This is a genomic window from Streptomyces sp. NPDC096324 (genome assembly GCF_044763015.1).
Classification (GTDB): Bacteria; Actinomycetota; Actinomycetes; order Streptomycetales; family Streptomycetaceae; genus Streptomyces.
Genome location: NZ_JBIWFK010000007.1, coordinates 283424 through 301413, shown reverse-complemented (window position 1 = coordinate 301413; position 17990 = coordinate 283424). Strand labels below are relative to the sequence as shown.

The following is a 17990-nucleotide window of genomic DNA, read 5'->3' as shown; positions in this document are numbered from 1 at the left end:
CCGCCCCTCCCCGCGCGAGGGCGTCCTAGAACGTCAGCACCGCCCGCGCCACCTTCCCCGCGTGCGCGTCCTCGGCCGCCCGTTCGAAGTCCTCGACCGGATACGTCGCCGTCACCAACTCGTCGAGGAGCAGGCGGCCTTCGCGGTAGAGCTCGGCGTACAGGGCGATGTCCCGCTGTGGCCGGGACGAGCCGTAGCGGCAGCCGAGGATGGACTTGTCGAGGTACATCGAGGAGACCAGGAAGGACGCCTCGGCCGTCGCCGGGGGGACGCCGAGCAGGACGGCCTGGCCGTGCCGGTCGAGCGCGTCGACGGCCTGGCGGACGAGGTCGACGCGGCCGACGCATTCGAAGGCGTGCTGGGCACCGGTGGGCAGGATGTCCTTCACCCCGTCCACCGAGGTCAGGAAGTGCGTCGCGCCGAACTGCCGGGCCACGGACTCCTTGGCCGGGTTGGAGTCGACGGCGACGATCCGCAGCGCGCCCGCGAGCCGGGCGCCCTGGATGACGTTGAGACCGATGCCGCCCGTGCCGATGACCAGGACGGTGTCGCCGCGGTCGACCCGGGCCCGGTTCAGGACCGCTCCGACCCCTGTCAGGACCCCGCAGCCGATCAGCGCGGCCGAGGCCGGCGGGATGTCCTTCGGGATCCGGACCGCCTGCACCGCCTTCACCACCGTGCGTTCCGCGAAGGCCGAGTTGGCGGCGAACTGGTAGAGCGGCTCGCCCGAGCGGGTGAACGGCCGCTGCGGCATGCCGATCGCCTTGCGGCACATCGTGGGCCGTCCCCGGTCGCACTCGGCGCAGGTCCCGCAGTTGGCGAGGGTGGACAGCGCCACATGGTCGCCGGGCCCGACATGGGTGACGCCCACGCCCACGGACTCCACCACGCCCGCGCCCTCATGGCCGAGCACCACGGGGACGGGGAAAGGGATGGTCCCGTCCACCACGGACAGATCGCTGTGGCAGAGCCCGGCCGCGGAGATCGCCACCCGCACCTCACCGGGTCCTGGATCCCGTACCTCCAGGTCGTCCACGACCCGGGTCCTTCTCCCGTCGAAGATCACGCCTCGCATCGCGCCGGCTCCCCTCTTCCCGGGCCGCCCCGGGCTGTTCCTGGGCTGTTCCTGGGCTGTTGGTTCCGGGGCAGGTCAGGGCCCGCCCCGGGGCTCCTTCGGCAGGCCGAGCGCGCGCTCGGCGATGATCGTGCGCTGGATCTCGTCCGAGCCGCCGTAGATCGTGTCGGCCCGGCTGAAGAGGAACAGGTGCTGGGAGGCGTCCAGTTCGTAGGGCAGCGCGGCCGACCAGTCCCGCGGACCCACCGCCGCCGCGGCCCCCCGAACCTGGACCGCCACCTCGCCGAGCCGCCGGTGCCAGCCGCCCCACAGCAGCTTGGCCGCACTCGGCGCGCCCGGTCCCCCGGCACTGCCCGGACCGCCCAGGGTGCGCAGGGCGTTCCACCGCATCGTGCGCAGCTCGGCCCACAGGCGCACGAGCCGGTCGCGTACGACGGGATCCCGGGCCGCTCCCGTGGCGACGGCCGCGCGCAGCACCCGCCCGAGCTCCTCGGCGAAGCCGATCTGCTGGGCGAGCGTGGAGACTCCGCGCTCGAAGCCGAGCAGGCTCATGGCGACCTTCCAGCCCTCGCCCTCGCCGCCGACCACGTGCCCGGCCCGCGCCACCGCCCCGTCGAAGAAGACCTCGTTGAAGTCGCTCGTGCCCGTGAGCTGGCGGATCGGACGGACCTCGACCCGGCCGGGCTGGTCCATGGCGACGAGGAGGAAGGACAGCCCGCGGTGGCGTACGGACCCCGGTTCGGTGCGGGCGAGCACGAAGCACCAGTCGGCCTCGTGGGCGAGCGAGGTCCAGATCTTCTGCCCCGTGACCCGGTACGCCCCCGGGGACCCGGCCGCCGCGTCCCGTACGGCGGTCGTGCGGACTCCGGCCAGGTCCGAGCCGGCGCCGGGCTCGCTGTACCCCTGGCACCACAGCTCCCGGCCCTCGGCGACCGGCGGCAGGAAGCGGCGCTTCTGTTCCGGTGTCCCGTGCGCGATGAGCGTCGGCGCCAGCAGGTTCTCGCCGATGTGCCCGGAGCGGGCGGGCGCCCCGGAGCGGGCGTACTCCTCGGCCCACACGACCTGCCGGGTCAGGTCCGCGCGCCGGTTGCCGTACCCGTCCTCCGCCCAGCCGAGGCCGATCCAGCCGGCCTTCCCGAGTTCCCGCTCCCAGCCGCGGCGCCCGGGGGTGCCGGCCAGGTGCTCCCCCAGCCAGGCCCGCACCTCGCGCCGGAAGGCCTCGTCCTCGGGACCGAATGCGAAATCCACGCGCTCTCCTCCCCACCGGACCCGGGCACCCGGACCGGGAACGGTCACGCGTTGGGGCGCGCCTTGTCCGCGGCCGCCCTCGCCATCGCCTCGAGTTGCTCCAGCAGCGGCATCGGATCGACGCCGACGGTCCCGGGCAGGAAGTCGGCGATCCGCTCCGGGGTCCAGGCGCCCTCGGCGTATCCGGCGCGCAGTTCGCGCGGCTGGGCCCATACGGCGATCTTGGGTCCGGCGATCGTGTAGACCTGCCCGGTGATGCGTGCCTCGCGGGCCCTCTCCGACAGCAGGTAGACCACGAGCGCGGCCACGTCCTCCGGTTCGCCGATCTCCTTCAGCTCCATCGGTACGTTCGCCGACATGCGCGTACGGGCGACGGGCGCGACGGCGTTCGCGGTGACCCCGTACTTGTGCAGGCCGAGGGCCGCGCTGCGCACCAGCGAGATGATCCCGCCCTTCGCCGCGCTGTAGTTGGCCTGCGCCACCGACCCCTGGTGGTTGCCGCTGGTGAAGCCGATCAGGGTGCCCGAGCCCTGTTTGCGCATCACCGCCGAGGCGGCGCGGAAGAGCGTGAACGTGCCCTTGAGATGGGTGGCGACGACCGGGTCCCACTCCTGCTCGGACATGTTGAACAGCATCCGCTCGCGCAGGATGCCGGCCACGCACACCACTCCGTCGATCCGCCCGTACGAGGCGAGCGCGGTGTCGACGACGCGCTGCCCGCCCGCCATCGTCGAGATGTCGTCGGCGACCGCGACCGCCTCCCCGCCGGCCGCCTCGATCTCCTTGACGACGGTCTCGGCGACCGAACTCGTGGGCTCGCCGCCCTCGACGGACACGCCGTAGTCGTTGACGACGACGCGCGCGCCCTCGGCGGCCGCGGCGAGGGCGACCGCCCGGCCTATCCCCCGGCCCGCGCCCGTGACGGCGACGGCCTTGCCCGCAAGGAAGTTCCCCATGCCCGGCCCCTTCCCGCAGTTTCTGACGGTCCGTTAGATTCAACTCGGATTCTACGACCCGTCGGATGCCTGGAGACAAGACCCCGGGGAGGACTCATGTCGCAGTCGGCGCTTCATCCGGAGTTCCACGAGATCGCCAAGCGCGTCAACAACTGGGGGCGCTGGGGCACCGACGACGAGATCGGGACGCTGAACCTCGTCACGGACGAGGTGGTGCGGGAGGCCGCCGCGACCGTGCGGACGGGACTCCGGGTGCCGCTCGCCCTGCCGCTCCAGCAGGACGGTGTGCAGACCGGGATGATCCCGGGGCGGGTCAATCCGCTGCACGCGATGGTGCAGATCAACCAGGAGATCTTCGGCCCCGGCACGGTGGCGTGCAGCGACGACGCCGTGACCATGGGCCTCCAGGCGGCCACCCACTGGGACGCGCTGCCGCACGTCTCGCACTCCGGCAGGCTCTACAACGGACGCCCCGCCTCCACCGTCACCCCGCACGGCGGCGCCGAGTTCAGCGGGATCGAGAAGCCGCGGCACATCGTCTCGCGGGGCGTCCTGCTCGACGTGGCGCGGGCGCGTGGCGAACACCGGCTGGCCGGCGGGCACGCCGTCACCCCCGAAGACCTGGAGGCGGCGGAGGAGTTGGCGGGCACGCGGGTGCGGGCGGGCGACATCGTGCTCGTACGGACCGGGCAGATCCAGGTGTATCTGGCGGGCGACAAGCACGGGTACGGGTATCCGTCGCCGGGCCTGTCGGTGCGCACCCCCGAGTGGTTCCACGCGCGCGATGTCGCGGCGGTCGCCAACGACACCCTGACCTTCGAGATCTTCCCGCCCGAGATCGAGGACCTGTGGCTGCCAGTGCACGCGCTCGACCTGGTCGAGATGGGGATGCTGCAGGGCCAGAACTGGAACCTCGAAGAGTTGTCCACAGCCTGTGGACAAGAAGGCCGGTACGCCTTCCTGCTGTCGGCGATGCCGGAACCGTTCGTCGGCGGCACCGGCACACCGGTGGCGCCCGTGGCGATCCTCTGACACTCGCCCCCCACGAGACCGGTCCGCACCACGCGACCGGTCCGCACGGCATCGGTCCGCACGCGACCCGTCCACACGAGACCGGCCCAGGGCCTGCCACACGAAGGCATGCCGTACGAGGGCCGACTGGCGGCGCGCTTCCCCCACTCTCGACTGCGCCCGGCCGAAGGTCCCCACCTCACCCCGGGCACGGCATCGCGCGCCGCCATCCGCCTCCGGCGTACCCGCCCTGCCTCCCCTGGCCGTGGGGGAGCTGACGCCGAATCACGACCCACACTCGCCGAGGGCCCCCGTCACCGGAGCCCTCGTCGTCCCCTCGCGGCGAATCGCTGAACACAAGCGTGATCAAACGGACACGTCACGTCAACAGTCGATCGGGGATTTGCAGCGATTCATCCTATTTGAGACAGCGCGTACAGAAGCACGACCCGGCGCATTCGGCCACCACCGCGGCCGTGTACAGCGGTTTCGTGCATACATGCACGAAACGCGAGAGCGCGCGGGGAGGACAGGCCACGTCGCCGAACCCGGCCACGCCACACGGCGACAGCAGGGAAGGGGGCGGGTCGGGACGGACGGACCGGCCCTAGACCGCCTCGTACGCGAAGCCGCCGTAGGCGCCGTAAGGGGAGTCCTGTGCGGCGTCCGAGGCGCAGCGGTCCAGCTCGCACCAGATGCGCTTGCCGGCACCCTCGGGATTCCAGCCCCAGCGGTCCGCGAGGCCGTCGACCAGTTCCAGGCCGCGGCCGTTGGTCTCGTCACCGTCCGCGTGCCGGGGCATCGGCGGCCTGGCGCTGGAGTCGGCCACTTCGAGACGCACGGTGGCGGCTCCGGCACCACCTGGCAGACACAGGCGCAGCACGGCCGGACACCCGGTGTGCACCACGGCGTTGGTGACAAGTTCCGAGACGAGCAGGATCAGCGTCTCGGCCAGTGGTTCATCGGCGTCTATCCCGGACCCGGCGAGCCTCGAACGGGCCCACAGCCGGGCTCGCCCCACCTCTGCGGGGTCGGGCCGGATCTCCAGCTGCACTTGAAGCACCTGCACCGCTCACACCATCCGAACCGGCGGACACATCGCCTCGCGCCTCACAAGGGCCACGATCGTAGCCATTTTCTGCATGGCCAGAACAAGGATCACGGAACGTGATTCCCTTGCGAGACAGCATGGTTGACGTACAGTCACCCCAACAAGCGCTTCGGGCATATTCCAGCGCGAAGGAGTACGCGTGCGGCATACTGTGCGACGCTCGCCACGGGGAGTCGAACAGGCAGGTACGGGGGTCCGCACTGCCTCACGAGCGGCGCGCATCGCCGGGTCCGGCGCGGCCTCGGGGGCAACACCGGGATGGCTCAGCCTCAGAACCACTCGCATCCCACACAAGGTACCGGAGCCCGGCGCCGACTCCAGGCCGTGACAAGTCACGCCTAGGACACAACCCGGTCTCAACACTCCGTGATCCTGGTTTGCCACGATCCGCGACATCCACCCCCGTTCCTCCCGCGACACCCCAGGACAGCGGCCTTCTACGCCTCGGCGGCCACCAGATCGTCCGCCAGCTCCTCCTCACTTTGCGTAGCGCCACCGGCACGATGCGTCCGTGTCCAGGCCCTCTTCAGGTGCAGATGGACGTCGGACTCCCAGGTGAAACCCATGCCGCCGTGCACCTGGAGACAGTCACGGGCGCCGCGCACGGCGGCCTCGTCGGCGAGCACACGGGCGGCCGCGACATCCACCGGGTCCACGGTGACCGAGGCGGCGTAGACGGCCGCGCGGGCCACCTCGACCCGCGCGAGCATGCCCGCGCACAGATGCTGTACCGCCTGGAAGGCGCCGACGGGCTGCCCGAACTGCTCGCGCGTCCGGGCGTGTTGCACGGCGGTCTCGCAGGTTCGGGCGGCGCTGCCGAGCTGTTCGGCGGCGGTGAGGAGCGAGACGAGCAGCCTGTCCGGCGCCGGGGCCGTCCCGGGTGCGCCGCGTCCGGCCGGCCGGACGTCGGTCACGGGCAGCCGGTGCAGGGGCGTCAGTGGGTCCAGCGAGTCCAGCCGCTCGGCCCCGGTGGCGTCGCCCCGTACGACATCGGCCTCGTCCAGCCATTCCACGAGCCCGCGGTCGGCGGACGTCACGACCACCTCCCCGGCGGCCGCTCCGGGCACGGCGCCCGCGGCGAGATGGGTGGCGATCAGCGGTCCCGGCAGCAGGACCCGCCCCGCCTCCTCGAAGGCCAGCACGGCCTCCGGGAGGCCCTGCCCGACGCCGCCCTCGGCCTCGGGAAGGCGCAGCGCGAAGAACCCCGCGGCGCCCAGCTCGCGCCACAGCTCCCGGTCGAGCACGCGCACGCCCTCCGGGCGCCCCTCGCCCACCCCTGGGATCGCGGCCTTCCCCTCTGTCCTGCCCTTCCCTTCCGTCCCACCGGTCTCCCCTGTCCCGCCGGTCTCCCCCGTCCCGCCCTTGCCGTCCGCCCGGTCGACGGCCGCGCGCAGCGCCTCCCGCCCGAACCGACCTTCGAGCAGTTCGCGTACGCCCTGCCGCAGGGCCCGTTGATCATCCGTCAGCCGGAAGTCCACCGGTCGAACTCACCTCCCCCTGGGAAGACCGAGGATCCGCTCGGCCACGATGTTCCGCTGGATCTGCGAGGTACCCGCCGCGATCGTGTACGACAGGGACGAGAGCCGGTCCAGCGTCCACTCCCGTCCCAGGTCCAGGGCCTCGGGGCCGAGTACCTCCGCGGCGGCGTCGAACAGCTCCTGACGGGCGTGCGAGTACCTCAGCTTGAAGACCGAACCGCCGACGCCGGGCACGCCCCCGGTGCTCTGCGCCTCGCTGACGTTCCACTGGGTGAGCCGCCACAGCGCGCGGAACTCGGCGTTCAGCCTGCCGAGACGGCGGCGCAGGACGGCGTCGTCCCAGCGGCCGTTCTTGCGCGCCTCCCGCGCCACCTCGGACAGGACGCGGCGGCAGGCGACCACCTCGCCGACGAAGGCGGTGCCGCGCTCGTAGGAGAGCGTCACCATGGTCACGCGCCAGCCGTCGTTCTCGGCGCCGACCCGGTTGGCGACCGGGACGCGCACCTCGTCGAGGAAGACCTCCGCGAACTCGGTGGAGCCCGCGAGCGTCCGCAGCGGGCGGACGGTGATGCCGGGCGCGTCCATCGGCATCGCGAGCCAGGTGATGCCCCGGTGCTTGCGCGCGGCGGGGTCCGTCCGCACCAGCAGCTCGCACCAGTCGGCCACCTCGGCGTGGGAGGTCCAGATCTTGGAGCCGCTCACCACGTAGTCGTCGCCGTCGCGCCACGCGCGCGTGCGCAGCGACGCGAGGTCGGAGCCGGCGTCCGGTTCGCTGAAGCCCTGGCACCAGACCTCGTCGCCGCGCAGCACGGGCGGCAGCCAGCGCGCCCGCTGCTCCGCGCTCCCCTCGGAGGCGATGGTCGGTCCGGCGTGCAGCAGCCCGACGAAGTTGGCCCCCACATAGGGGGCGCCCGCCTTCTCGGTCTCCTCCAGGTAGATGAGGTGCTGCGTCGGCGTGGCTCCCCGGCCGCCCGCGTCGACGGGCCAGTGCAGGCCCGCGTACCCGGCGTCGTACAGCATGCGCTGCCAGCCGAGGTCGTACGCCCGTCTGGCGGGCCAGTCGCGGGGGGACGGTTTCGGCGGCAGCGCCGGAAGGACCGAGGCGAGCCAGGTCCGCAGGCGCGCGCGGAACTCCTCCTCCTCGGGGGTGTACGTCAGGTCCACTACAGGTCCAGGTCCAGCATGCGGATGGCGTTGCCCCGCATGAGCTTGTGGACGGTCTCGTCGTCGAGGCCCTTCACATGGTCGAGGGCGACCTCCTTGGTGTGCGGGAAGGTCGAGTCGACGTGCGGGTAGTCGGTCTCGAAGGTGGCGTTGTCGCGGCCCACCACGTCGAGGGACGCCACTCCGTGCTTGTCGCGGAAGAAGCAGCAGAAGATCTGGCGGTAGTAGTACGTCGACGGGGGCTCCGGGATCAGGTCCCTGACCCCGCCCCACGCGCGGTGCTCCGACCAGACGTCGTCCGCGCGTTCCAGGGCGTACGGGATCCAGCCCATCTGGCCCTCGGAGTAGGCGAGTTTGAGGCGCGGGAACTTCACCAGGACGCCGCTGAACAGGAAGTCCATCATGGAGGCCATCGCGTTGTTGAAGGACAGCGAGGCCTGGACGGCGGGGGGTGCGTCGGGGGACGCGGCCGGCATCTGCGAGGACGAGCCGATGTGCATGTTCACGACCGTCCCGGTCTCCTGGCAGACCGCGAAGAACGGGTCCCAGTGACCGGAGTGGATGGAGGGCAGCCCCAGATAGGTGGGGATCTCGGAGAAGGTGACGGCCCTGACGCCCCGGGCGGCGTTGCGGCGGATCTCGGCGACCGCGAGGTCGATGTCCCACAGGGGGATGAGGCACAGCGGGATCAGCCGGCCGCCGCTGTCGCCGCACCACTCCTCGACCATCCAGTCGTTGTACGCCCGCACGCAGGCCAGGGCGACCTCCTTGTCGTGGGCCTCGGCGAAGGTCTGGCCGCAGAAGCGCGGGAAGGTGGGGAAGCAGAGGCTGGCCTCGACATGGTTGAGATCCATGTCCTTGAGCCGCTCGACGGGGTCCCAGCAGCCGCGCCGCATCTCCGCCCGGGTGATGCCCTCCAGCGTCATCTCGTCGCGGTCGAAGCCGACGGCGGCGATGTTCCGCTTGTACGGGAACTTGAGGTCCTCGTAGATCCACCAGTCGGTCGGCGGGCCGTCCGGGTCCATGGTGATCTGGTACTTGCCGCCGACGTAGGCGAGTTCGCCGATGCCGGCGGTGAGCGGCCTCGGTCCCCGGTCGCGGTACTTCCGCGGCAGCCAGGTCTCGAAGAGGTGCGCGGGCTCGATCACATGGTCGTCGACGCTGATGATGCGGGGCAGTTCGGTCATGGTCCCCTCCGCCTGGCGTACGTTTCTGATGACCCGTCAGATTCAATTCCACAAGCAGGCTAGCTCCGCGCCTATGGACCGACAAGGCACCGGGCCCTACGCTCTGCCACGATCTGACTGCCCGTCAGTTATCGGTGAAGAGAACGACCACAGGGGGCCGAAGTGAACGACACCGCACACGCCCTGAGTTCCGCGCGCACGCTGTGGGAACTGGTCGACCGCCGGGCCGGCCTCACCCCCGACCGGCCCGTCCTGCTCCAGGGCGACCGCTCCCTGAGCTTCGGTGAGCTGCGCGACCGCGCCGAGCGGGTGGCGGCGGGCCTCCACGACAAGGGCGTACGGCCGGGCACGGTGGTCGCCTGGCAGTTGCCCACCCGGATCGAGACCGCCCTGCTGTCCTTCGCGCTGGCCCGTCTCGGCGCCGTGCAGTCGCCGGTCATCCCCTTCTACCGCGACCGTGAGGTCGGCTTCGCGCTGCGGGAATCGAAGGCCGAGTACGTCGCCGTCCCGGGCGAGTGGCGCGGCTTCGACCACACCGCGATGGCCCACCGGCTCGACGCGAAGAACGTCTTCGAGGCGTACGACACGCTGCCCGACGGCGATCCCGCCGTCCTTCCGCCCCCGCCCGCCGACGGAACCTCCGTCCGCTGGATCTACTGGACCTCGGGCACCACCTCCGACCCCAAGGGCGTGCTGCACACCGACCGTTCACTGATCGCGGGCGGCTCCTGCCTCGCCCACGCGCTGCGGCTGTCCGGGGGCGACGTCGGCTCGATGGCCTTCCCGTACGCGCACATCGCCGGTCCCGACTACACGGTGATGCTGCTGCTGTACGGCTTCCCGGCCGTGATGTTCGAGCACTTCGCGCTGCCCGCCGCCCTGGACGAGTACCGCAGGCACGGCGTGACGGTGGCGGGCGGGTCGACCGCGTTCTACTCGATGTTCCTGGCCGAACAGCGCAAGAGGCCCGGGGAGCCGGTCATTCCCACGCTGCGGCTGCTCGCGGGCGGCGGGGCCCCGAAGCCGCCCGAGGTCTATCACTCGGTCGTCCGGGAGATGGGCGTGCAGCTCACCCACGGGTACGGGATGACCGAGGTCCCGATGATCACGATGGGCGCGCCGGACGACACGGCCGAGAACCTGGCCACCACGGAGGGCCGGCCCCCCGAGGGCATGGAGATACGGATCGTGGACGCGGCGGGCGCCGACCGGCCGTGCGGGGCCGACGGCGACGTGCGGCTGAGGGGGGAGGCCGTGTGCCGGGGATATCTGGACCCGGCGCAGACCGCGGAGGCGTTCGACGGGGACGGGTTCCTGATCACCGGGGACGTGGGGCATCTGACCGGGAGCGGTCACCTCGTCCTGACCGGCCGGGTGAAGGACATCATCATCCGCAAGGGCGAGAACATCTCCGCGAAGGAGATCGAGGACCTGCTGCACCGGCACCCGGCGGTCGGCGACGCCGCCGTGATCGGACTGCCCGACGCCGAGCGCGGGGAGCGCGTGTGCGCGGTGGTGGAGCAGCCGCCGGACGCGCCCGAGCTGACGCTGGCCGAGGTGACGTCGTACCTGCGCGGGGAAGGGCTGTCCGTGCACAAGCTGCCGGAGCAGCTGGAGGTCGTGGACGCCCTTCCGCGCAACGAGGCGCTGCGCAAGGTACTCAAGTACCGGCTCAGGGAGCGCTTCTCGGAGTGAGCCCCCGCGCCGACTCCCACCGGCCACCCCGGGCACCCAGACCCCTCCGACTGCCCCGGCCGCTCCCGGCGGCCCCGGACCTCCGAGCACCCCGGACTCCGACTGCCCCCGGCCGCTCCCGGTTGTCCCGGACCTCCGGTTGCCCCGGGCTCTCCGACTGCCCCCGGCCGCTCCGACTCCCCCGGACTTACCGGTGGCCCCGGGCCATGCGACTTCTCAACGGTTGCTCGGGACCCGCCGGCCACCCCGGCTGCCCTGGATCCGCCGGCCGCTCCGGAGCCTCCGGCTAACCCGGCTACCCCAGCTACCCGGACCGTCCGGTCGGCCCGGGTGCTCCGGCCATCCCAGGTATCCCGGGCCCCGCCGGCCGGCCCGCCTGGCCGGGTTGGTCCGGCCGGTCCGGCTACTCCGGCACCGTGAAGTAGCGGGCGAAGCCGCTCACGATCTCCGTCTCGCCGATCCGTCCGTCGGCGTCCGAGTCCAGAGCGGCGGCCACGCCGACGGCGACGTCCTCGCCCACTCCCAGCGCCTTGAGGACGCGTGTGACCTCCCCGACCGTGGCCGCGCCGGCCCGTTCGGTGTCCGCCACGGCGAGGGCCGCGTGCAGGAAGGGACGGGCGATCTCCGCGAACCGCTCGGGGTTGTCGCGCAGCCGCTTCACGGCGCCGCTCACGAACTCCTCACGCGTGATCCGCTGGTCACCGTCACGGTCCGCTATCCCGGCCATACCCTGCCAGAACGCCTCGGCCCCGATGTAGAGGGCCTGGCCCTTGTCCGACCGGGCGGTCGTGCCGAACTCGGCGAGGACGGACTTGGCCGCGGCGCTGAAGTCCTCCCGGTCGATGTAGCCGTTGCCGTCCTGGTCGAAGCCGGCGAACCGGGCGGCGATCCTGCGCTCGTACTCGGAACTGACCATGGTGTGTTCGGACCGCCTCACTACTCAGCCGGCCTCGGCCGGACTGCGGTTCATCTGGGACGGAGCGTACGACGACCGAACCGTCCGGGGTGCCGGAAAGCGACGGTTGTACCAAGACCGCAAGAATTCCGAGACACGGGAGAGGAACCGGAAACGGACCGGAAAGGGACCCCGACGGGACCGGATCGGGGCGGGCGGAGGGCGTGGAGGGGGCGGGAATCGGCCGTCGGCGGGCCGTCGAACCGAGCGGTCGTGACCGGGCCCTCAGGCCGACAGCGGGCGGGACTCCTCGTCCGTGGCCGCGTCGACGTCCGGGTACACGTCGAAGAGCCGGCGCACGCCGAGGGCCCCGAGGACACGGTTCACATGGGAGCCGTCCACCGCGCCCCGCGCGGGCAGGATCAGGCGCAGACGACCGCGGCAGGAGCGCATGAGACGGCGGACCGCGATCAGGACACCGACACCGCTGGAGTCGCAGAACACCACCTCGGACAGATCCAGGACGATGCTGTGCCGGCCCGCCGCCACCACGTCGTGGACGCTCTGCCGCAGCCCCGGCGACGTCACGAGATCGAGTTCGCCCGACACCCGCAGCACGGCCCACTCGCCGTCGGTCACGTCGGTCACGTGCGTCACTTCGAGCGTCACCGCCACGCCTTTCGCTCGCCTCGCCCAGCAGAAACGGAAGCACTCCGTACGCTTCCTTCCAGCGCGGCTGCCCCGCCGTAGTTCCATGAAACACGGATCCCGCCAGGAAGAAACGCCTGTCTACGGTCGAAAGTGCTTCGCGAGGGTTCACTTTCGGTCGCATACGGCCAGTTACGGTCAGGCACGGAGACGGAAGTGCCCCGCCTTTACCATTCACGGCCCGCCCAGGGGCGCACATTGACGCAAAGGGGCGTGCGCCGCCGGACGTGCCGACTACATTCAGGACAGCGGATGCGCACACGCTGGACGGCAGCACCGCATGGCTGGACAGCGACAGGGGACACGACCGGTACACAGGCCGGACGCAGGGACGAGCGCCGGGCACGACCAGGGGTGAGGGGGCCGTATGGCGACGCAGGACGCACCGCCCCGCTGGGACCGCAAGATGCAGCAGCGGCTCTCTCGCGGGGAGGCCGCCGCACTCGGCGAGCTCTACGACCGGTTCGCCTCGCTCGTGCACGGTCTCGCCCATCGCGTGCTCGGGGACGAGCGCGCCGCCGACGGGATCACCCGCGAGGTCTTCACCCATGTCTGGGAGAACCCCGACGCGTACGACCCGAAGCAGGGTCCGCTGCGCTCCTGGGTCGCCGGCCTGACCCACCGTCTGGCCGTCCAGCGCCTGCGCGCGACCGAGGCCGCCGCACTCGCCCGCGGCGGCGACGGCACCGCCGAGGAGCTGGAGCGCAAGGTGCGCAGCGCGTCCGTCGCCGCCCGCGCGGACTACATCGTCACGTCCATGCCCACCCCGCTGCGGACCGCCCTGGAACTGGCGTACTTCCAGCGCCGCGACTACCGCCAGGCGGCCGCCGATCTCGGCGTCACCGAGGACGAGGCCCGCCGCCGGCTGCGTCTCGGCCTCCAGCTGCTGTCCACCGCCCATGACGCCGGGCCGGCCGGCACACCGCCGGAACCCGGGGGTGCGCGGTGAGCGAGGAACCTGGCCGGTTCCCGTCGCCCGACGACGAGGAGGACCGCGCGGGCGGGTACGAGGACGGTCACAGGAACGGGCACGGGACCACGGACGAGAACGAGGACGGGCACAGCGGCATGCACGAGGACGGGCACGAGGACGCCGACGGCGGTGGCACCGCGCCGCTGCCGGGCGGGCCGCCGCGCATACCGCCGCCCCGCGCCTCCGTGGAGGACACCGGGCTGCCGCTGCCCGAACCGGCCCGCACCGACCGGCCGGGGCCGGTCCTCGAACACCGGGTCCTGAAGTCACTGCTGGGGGCCTGGGCGCTGGCCGCCTGCTCGGCGGACGAGACGACCGCCGTCGAGGACCACCTCGGGCACTGCGGCTCGTGCGCGGAGGAGGCGCTGCGGCTGCGCGAGGCGGTCGGGCTGCTGCACCCGGCGGAGAGCCTCGACCTGGACCCGGCGCTGCGCACCCGCGTCCTGACGAGCTGCCTGGACCGGCGCCCGCCGCGCATCCCGGTACCCGAGTGGGCCGCTCCGTACGACGCGGAGACCGCCCGTCTCGACGCCCTGCTCCAGGACATCGGCGGTTCCGAATGGCACGCGCCCGTGCGGCTGCGCTGGTTCGAGGGCGACGGGCCCCTGAGCCGTCGTACGACCGTCGCCGGGGTCATCGCCCATCTGCTGAGCGTCGACGGACTGGTCGCCGTCGCGCTGGGGCTGGACGACCCGGTCAACACGGCCGGGGAGGAGCGGCCGACACCGCAGGAGCGCACCGAGGCGTACTGGCGTTCCTCGCACGTCCCGCCCACCCGGTCCGTGCGCGGCCCCTGGCGGGAACAGAGCCACCGCATCGTCCGGAGCGTGTCGTTCGTGGAGGAGGGCGCCCCGGCCGCGGGCGGGGTCGCCGGCGGGGAGGCCTCCGGGCGGCTCACCGTGGCGTACGGCGGTTTCGAGCTGCCGCTCAGCGACTCGATGCTGGACCGGGCCTTCGAGTGCTGGGTGCACGCGGGGGACATCGCCGACGCGGTGGACTACCCGTACGAGCCGCCCGCTCCCCGGCATCTGCACCGGATGATCGACCTGGCCGCGCGGATGCTGCCCGTCTCCCTCGCCGAGCGGCGCCGGGCCGGTCTTTCGGCCCGGTCGGTCCGGCATCTCGTCACGGCCGGCGCTCCGGGACGCAGTCTGCGCCTGGAGATCGAGGGCTCCGGAGGCGGTGAGTGGCTCATCCCGCTCGACTCCCCCGGCGCCGTCGGCTCCGCCGACCACGAGGTGGCCCATGTCGCGCTGGACGGGGTCGAGTTCTGCCGCCTGGCCGCGGGCCACGTCTCCCCGGAGGAGGCGGCCGCCGGACAGGACGGCGACCGCGACGTCATCAGGGACGTCCTGTCCGCGGCGGCTTCGCTGAGCCGGATGTAGTCCGGCGTTCCGGAAGCCGGGCGGTCTGGCGGCCCGGAGGTCGGGCGGCCGGGGAGTCGGGGGTCCGGAGGTCGGGCGGCCGGGAAGTCGTGTGGGCAGGCGGCCCGGACGTCAGGCGAAGACGACCGTGCGGCGCCCGTTGAGCAGGATGCGGCGCTCCGCGTGCCACTTCACGGCGCGGGCCAGCGCCTGGCACTCCACGTCACGGCCGATGGCGACGAGCTGGTCGGGGGTGACGTCGTGGCCGACCCGCTCGACCTCCTGCTCGATGATCGGGCCCTCGTCGAGGTCGGCGGTGACGTAGTGCGCCGTGGCGCCGATGAGCTTGACCCCGCGGGCGTGTGCCTGGTGGTACGGCTTGGCGCCCTTGAAGCTCGGCAGGAAGGAGTGATGGATGTTGATGATGCGTCCGCTGAGCTGCTTGCACAGGTCGTCCGAGAGGACCTGCATGTAGCGGGCGAGGACGACCAGCTCGACGCCCTTCTCGCGCACCAGCTCCAGCAGCTGCGCCTCGGCGTCGGCCTTCGTGTCCTTCGTCACCGCGATGTGGTGGAAGGGAACGTCGTACGACCCCACCAGCTCCGCGAAGTCGGTGTGGTTGGAGACCACGGCGGCGATGTCGACGGGCAGCGCGCCGATCCGCGCGCGGAAGAGCAGGTCGTTCAGGCAGTGGCCGAACTTGCTGACCATGAGGACGACCCGCATCCGGTCCTCGGCCCGGTGGATCTGCCACTCCATGTGGAAGGCGTCGCCGATCGCCGTGAAACTCGCCCGCAGTTTCTCCACGGTCACCGGGGACTCGGCGGAGAAGTGGACGCGCATGAAGAACAGACCCGTGTCGTGGTCGCCGAACTGCTGGCTGTCCTCGATGTTGCAGCCGGTCATGAACAAGTAGCTCGACACGGCGTGCACGATGCCCTGCTTGTCGGGGCAGGACAGCGTCAGGACGTACTGCTCGGCGGACGGCACGGTCTCACGGGCGGACGGCTCATTCATGCGGGACAGGCTTTCATACCGGGCGCCCGCGCAGGAGTGCCGTCCCGCCACGCGGACGTCGCGCGGGACCCGGGCCGACGGCGTCGGGACGCCGCGCGGGACCTACGCCGACCGCGTCAGAATGCGCAGGACCTCGAGGGTGCGCGGAGGCGCGTCCGGGTCCTCCCCGTCGCTCGACGCCAGCCGCGTGTGCGCGGCGCGCGCGGCCTGCAGGGCGTCCGGCCAGCCCTGGTGGTCGAGATAGGCGGAGACCGGTGCGTCGGGTCCGACCTGGTGCATGATCCGCAGGACCCGCAGGACGGCACTGTCCACGAGGGCCGCCTCCTGGGAGTCCCGGAAGATCGTGCCGACGTATTTCTCGGCCGACCAGTTGTCCAGCCAGGTGTCCTCGACCAGGCGGTACACGGCGTCGGTGACGTCGCCGTATCCGTCGACGCCGGCGAGCCAGACGTCTCTCTGGAACGCGGGGTCGGAAAGCATGTGCAGCGCGGAGCGCACATTGCAGCGCCAGCGCCACCAGGGCATGTCGTTCAGTGGCATGCCGCCCATGGTGGATGAGCGACGGCCGCGGCGGGAAGAGTTCTCCGAGTCTTGCACGGTCATCGATCGTACGTTCTTCGTGAAAAACAGTTCATCGACCCCTGTAATTCACCTCTGCGTCACCTGGTGTCGACCACGGGTCACATAAATATTTTTGATGTGGCGGAATCGTGCATGCCCATGACCGGTAGGCGACGCACTCGCACCACCTCCCCCACTCCGCCCCGGCCCCGCAAGGCCAAGCTGCTGTACGCGAGCGCTTTACTGGCGTGCGCGTCGGTCGCCGTCGGATGCGGGGTCATCCCTGGTGCCACGGGGGGCTCCGGGGATGGCCCCGTCAAGGTGATGACCTGGGCCCCCGAGAAGACCAACGCGACGAACAAGCCCGGAATGCCGGCCCTGGCGAGGGCCTACGCGCGCTGGGTCAACGCCCACGGCGGCATCAACGGCCGCCGTCTCCAGGTCCTCACCTGCAACGACCACAACGACTCGGTCGCCGCCGCGCACTGCGCCGAGCGGGCCGTCGACGAGGACGTCGTCGCGGTCGTGGGCTCCTACAGCCAGCACAGCCGGGCGTTCCTCGCCCCGCTGGAGAGCGCGGGCATCCCCTACATCGGAGGCTTCGGCGTCACCGACGACGAGTTCACGAGCCCCGTCTCCTACCCCGTCAACGGCGGTCAGGGCGTCCTGCTGGCGGGCCTCGGCGAGCAGCTCGGCAAGAACTGCGGCCCCGTCTCGCTCATACGCCCCGACACCATCGCCGGTGACGAGCTGCCGGTGCTGCTCGACTCCGGTCTGAAGGCGCTGGGCCACTCGCGGGCCGCGGACCAGCGGGCGGCCGAGGACGCCACCGAGTACTCCCAGCCGACCCGGCAGGCGCTCGAACACGCGACGTCCGACCCGAGCAGGCCGGGCTGTGTGGTCCCCGCGCTCGGCGACCGCACGAACACCTTCATGGACTCCTTCCGGCGCGACGCCGAGGACTTCCCGAAGGTGCACACCGGTACGGTCATCGGCAACGTCGACCAGTCGCTCATCGACGCCACCGGCGGCAAGTCGGGCCCCTACGAGGGTTCGTACGTCACCGGCTGGTACCCGACCGCCGATGACTCGCGCTGGAACCCGATGCGCGCGGTGATCAAGGAACAGGCCTTCGGCGACAACCGGATCGACCCCGCCGACGCCGGGGTGCAGACCACCTGGATCGCCTACACCGTGCTGAAGAAGGCCATCGAGTCCCTCGGTGCCGGAGAGGTCTCGCCCCTCACCCTCCGACGCGAACTCGACAACGGCCTCAAGGTGGACACGGGCGGGCTCACCCCGGAGCTGAGCTGGCGCTTCGACGCGGACGCCGCCGCCGCCGACTTCCCGCGCCTGGTCAACGCCGACGTCACGTTCCAGGCCGTCAGCGGCGGTCAGCTCACCTCGCAGCGCAAGGGGTTCGTCGACATGACGAAGACCCTGGACGGGGAGACCGACTAGCCGGCCGGGGCCGGAACACCGCTCACGTCGAAGGCCCGGCCCCCGCACCGTTCGGTGCGGGGGCCGGGCCTTCGTGCGCGGCCGGA

General features: G+C 71.8%; 16 protein-coding genes. 5 read left to right on the top strand and 11 right to left on the bottom strand.

Annotated features, from left to right (window positions below):
- Window positions 1–25: 25 nt before the first annotated feature.
- From ACIQ7M_RS21220 to ACIQ7M_RS21210, 3 genes are all read right to left on the bottom strand, one after another.
- Entirely contained in the window at window positions 26–1075 is a 1050-nt protein-coding gene (locus tag ACIQ7M_RS21220; protein WP_403646461.1) for a Zn-dependent alcohol dehydrogenase, read from the bottom strand.
- Window positions 1076–1150: 75 nt separating this feature from the next.
- Window positions 1151–2323 (bottom strand): acyl-CoA dehydrogenase family protein, encoded by a 1173-nt coding sequence (locus tag ACIQ7M_RS21215; protein ID WP_403646458.1) that lies wholly within the window; start codon window positions 2321–2323, stop codon window positions 1151–1153.
- A 44-nt stretch (window positions 2324–2367) separates the two neighbouring features.
- The gene (locus ACIQ7M_RS21210) at window positions 2368–3279 is read right to left on the bottom strand and encodes an SDR family NAD(P)-dependent oxidoreductase (protein ID WP_355765400.1); all 912 of its coding nucleotides are present in this window, start codon (window positions 3277–3279) and stop codon (window positions 2368–2370) included.
- 96 nt (window positions 3280–3375) lie between these two features.
- Between ACIQ7M_RS21210 and ACIQ7M_RS21205 the strand changes: the two genes are divergently transcribed.
- Complete coding sequence (locus ACIQ7M_RS21205) at window positions 3376–4311, top strand: cyclase family protein (RefSeq protein WP_403646454.1); 936 nt, start codon at window positions 3376–3378, stop codon at window positions 4309–4311.
- 586 nt (window positions 4312–4897) lie between these two features.
- Here the strand turns inward: ACIQ7M_RS21205 and ACIQ7M_RS21200 are convergent.
- The 4 genes from ACIQ7M_RS21200 to ACIQ7M_RS21185 all read right to left on the bottom strand — a co-directional run bounded on the left by ACIQ7M_RS21200 (window position 4898) and on the right by ACIQ7M_RS21185 (window position 9230).
- Window positions 4898–5344, bottom strand: coding sequence for an ATP-binding protein (locus tag ACIQ7M_RS21200; protein WP_403646451.1), 447 nt, complete (start codon window positions 5342–5344; stop codon window positions 4898–4900).
- A gap of 494 nt (window positions 5345–5838) precedes the next feature.
- Window positions 5839–6879: an acyl-CoA dehydrogenase family protein gene (locus ACIQ7M_RS21195; protein ID WP_403646448.1), complete on the bottom strand. Its 1041-nt coding sequence runs from the start codon at window positions 6877–6879 to the stop codon at window positions 5839–5841.
- 9 nt (window positions 6880–6888) lie between these two features.
- Window positions 6889–8043 carry an acyl-CoA dehydrogenase gene (locus ACIQ7M_RS21190; protein WP_386983801.1) on the bottom strand — a complete coding sequence of 385 codons (1155 nt, stop codon included), beginning with the start codon at window positions 8041–8043 and terminating at the stop codon, window positions 6889–6891.
- On the bottom strand, window positions 8043–9230 hold the full coding sequence (locus ACIQ7M_RS21185; RefSeq protein WP_403646444.1) for an amidohydrolase family protein: 1188 nt from the start codon (window positions 9228–9230) through the stop codon (window positions 8043–8045). Before ACIQ7M_RS21185 ends, ACIQ7M_RS21190 begins: the two co-directional genes overlap by 1 nt.
- A gap of 162 nt (window positions 9231–9392) precedes the next feature.
- On the opposite strand from ACIQ7M_RS21185, the gene ACIQ7M_RS21180 reads away from it, so the two are divergent.
- A complete protein-coding gene (locus tag ACIQ7M_RS21180) occupies window positions 9393–10925 on the top strand; it encodes a class I adenylate-forming enzyme family protein (protein WP_403646441.1) in 1533 nt (510 codons plus the stop codon).
- Between the two features lie 403 nt (window positions 10926–11328).
- On the opposite strand, the gene ACIQ7M_RS21175 is transcribed toward ACIQ7M_RS21180, so the two are convergent.
- Both ACIQ7M_RS21175 and ACIQ7M_RS21170 read right to left on the bottom strand, forming a co-directional pair.
- Window positions 11329–11841, bottom strand: coding sequence for an EF-hand domain-containing protein (locus tag ACIQ7M_RS21175; protein WP_355765418.1), 513 nt, complete (start codon window positions 11839–11841; stop codon window positions 11329–11331).
- Between the two features lie 264 nt (window positions 11842–12105).
- Entirely contained in the window at window positions 12106–12489 is a 384-nt protein-coding gene (locus ACIQ7M_RS21170) for an STAS domain-containing protein (protein WP_403646436.1), read from the bottom strand.
- A 406-nt stretch (window positions 12490–12895) separates the two neighbouring features.
- On the opposite strand from ACIQ7M_RS21170, the gene ACIQ7M_RS21165 reads away from it, so the two are divergent.
- Together ACIQ7M_RS21165 and ACIQ7M_RS21160 are read left to right on the top strand one after the other, a co-directional pair.
- Window positions 12896–13477, top strand: a complete 582-nt coding sequence (locus ACIQ7M_RS21165; protein ID WP_355765424.1) for a sigma-70 family RNA polymerase sigma factor — start codon at window positions 12896–12898, stop codon at window positions 13475–13477.
- A gap of 119 nt (window positions 13478–13596) precedes the next feature.
- Complete coding sequence (locus tag ACIQ7M_RS21160) at window positions 13597–14886, top strand: MDMPI N domain containing protein (RefSeq protein WP_403646963.1); 1290 nt, start codon at window positions 13597–13599, stop codon at window positions 14884–14886.
- Window positions 14887–14997: 111 nt separating this feature from the next.
- Here the strand turns inward: ACIQ7M_RS21160 and purU are convergent, their stop codons facing one another.
- Window positions 14998–15882, bottom strand: coding sequence for a formyltetrahydrofolate deformylase (gene purU / locus ACIQ7M_RS21155; RefSeq protein WP_355765427.1), 885 nt, complete (start codon window positions 15880–15882; stop codon window positions 14998–15000).
- 102 nt (window positions 15883–15984) lie between these two features.
- The gene (locus tag ACIQ7M_RS21150) at window positions 15985–16485 is read right to left on the bottom strand and encodes a hypothetical protein (protein ID WP_355765429.1); all 501 of its coding nucleotides are present in this window, start codon (window positions 16483–16485) and stop codon (window positions 15985–15987) included.
- 117 nt (window positions 16486–16602) lie between these two features.
- On the opposite strand from ACIQ7M_RS21150, the gene ACIQ7M_RS21145 reads away from it, so the two are divergent.
- Window positions 16603–17904 carry an ABC transporter substrate-binding protein gene (locus tag ACIQ7M_RS21145; protein ID WP_403646431.1) on the top strand — a complete coding sequence of 434 codons (1302 nt, stop codon included), beginning with the start codon at window positions 16603–16605 and terminating at the stop codon, window positions 17902–17904.
- The last annotated feature ends 86 nt before the right edge of the window (window positions 17905–17990 follow it).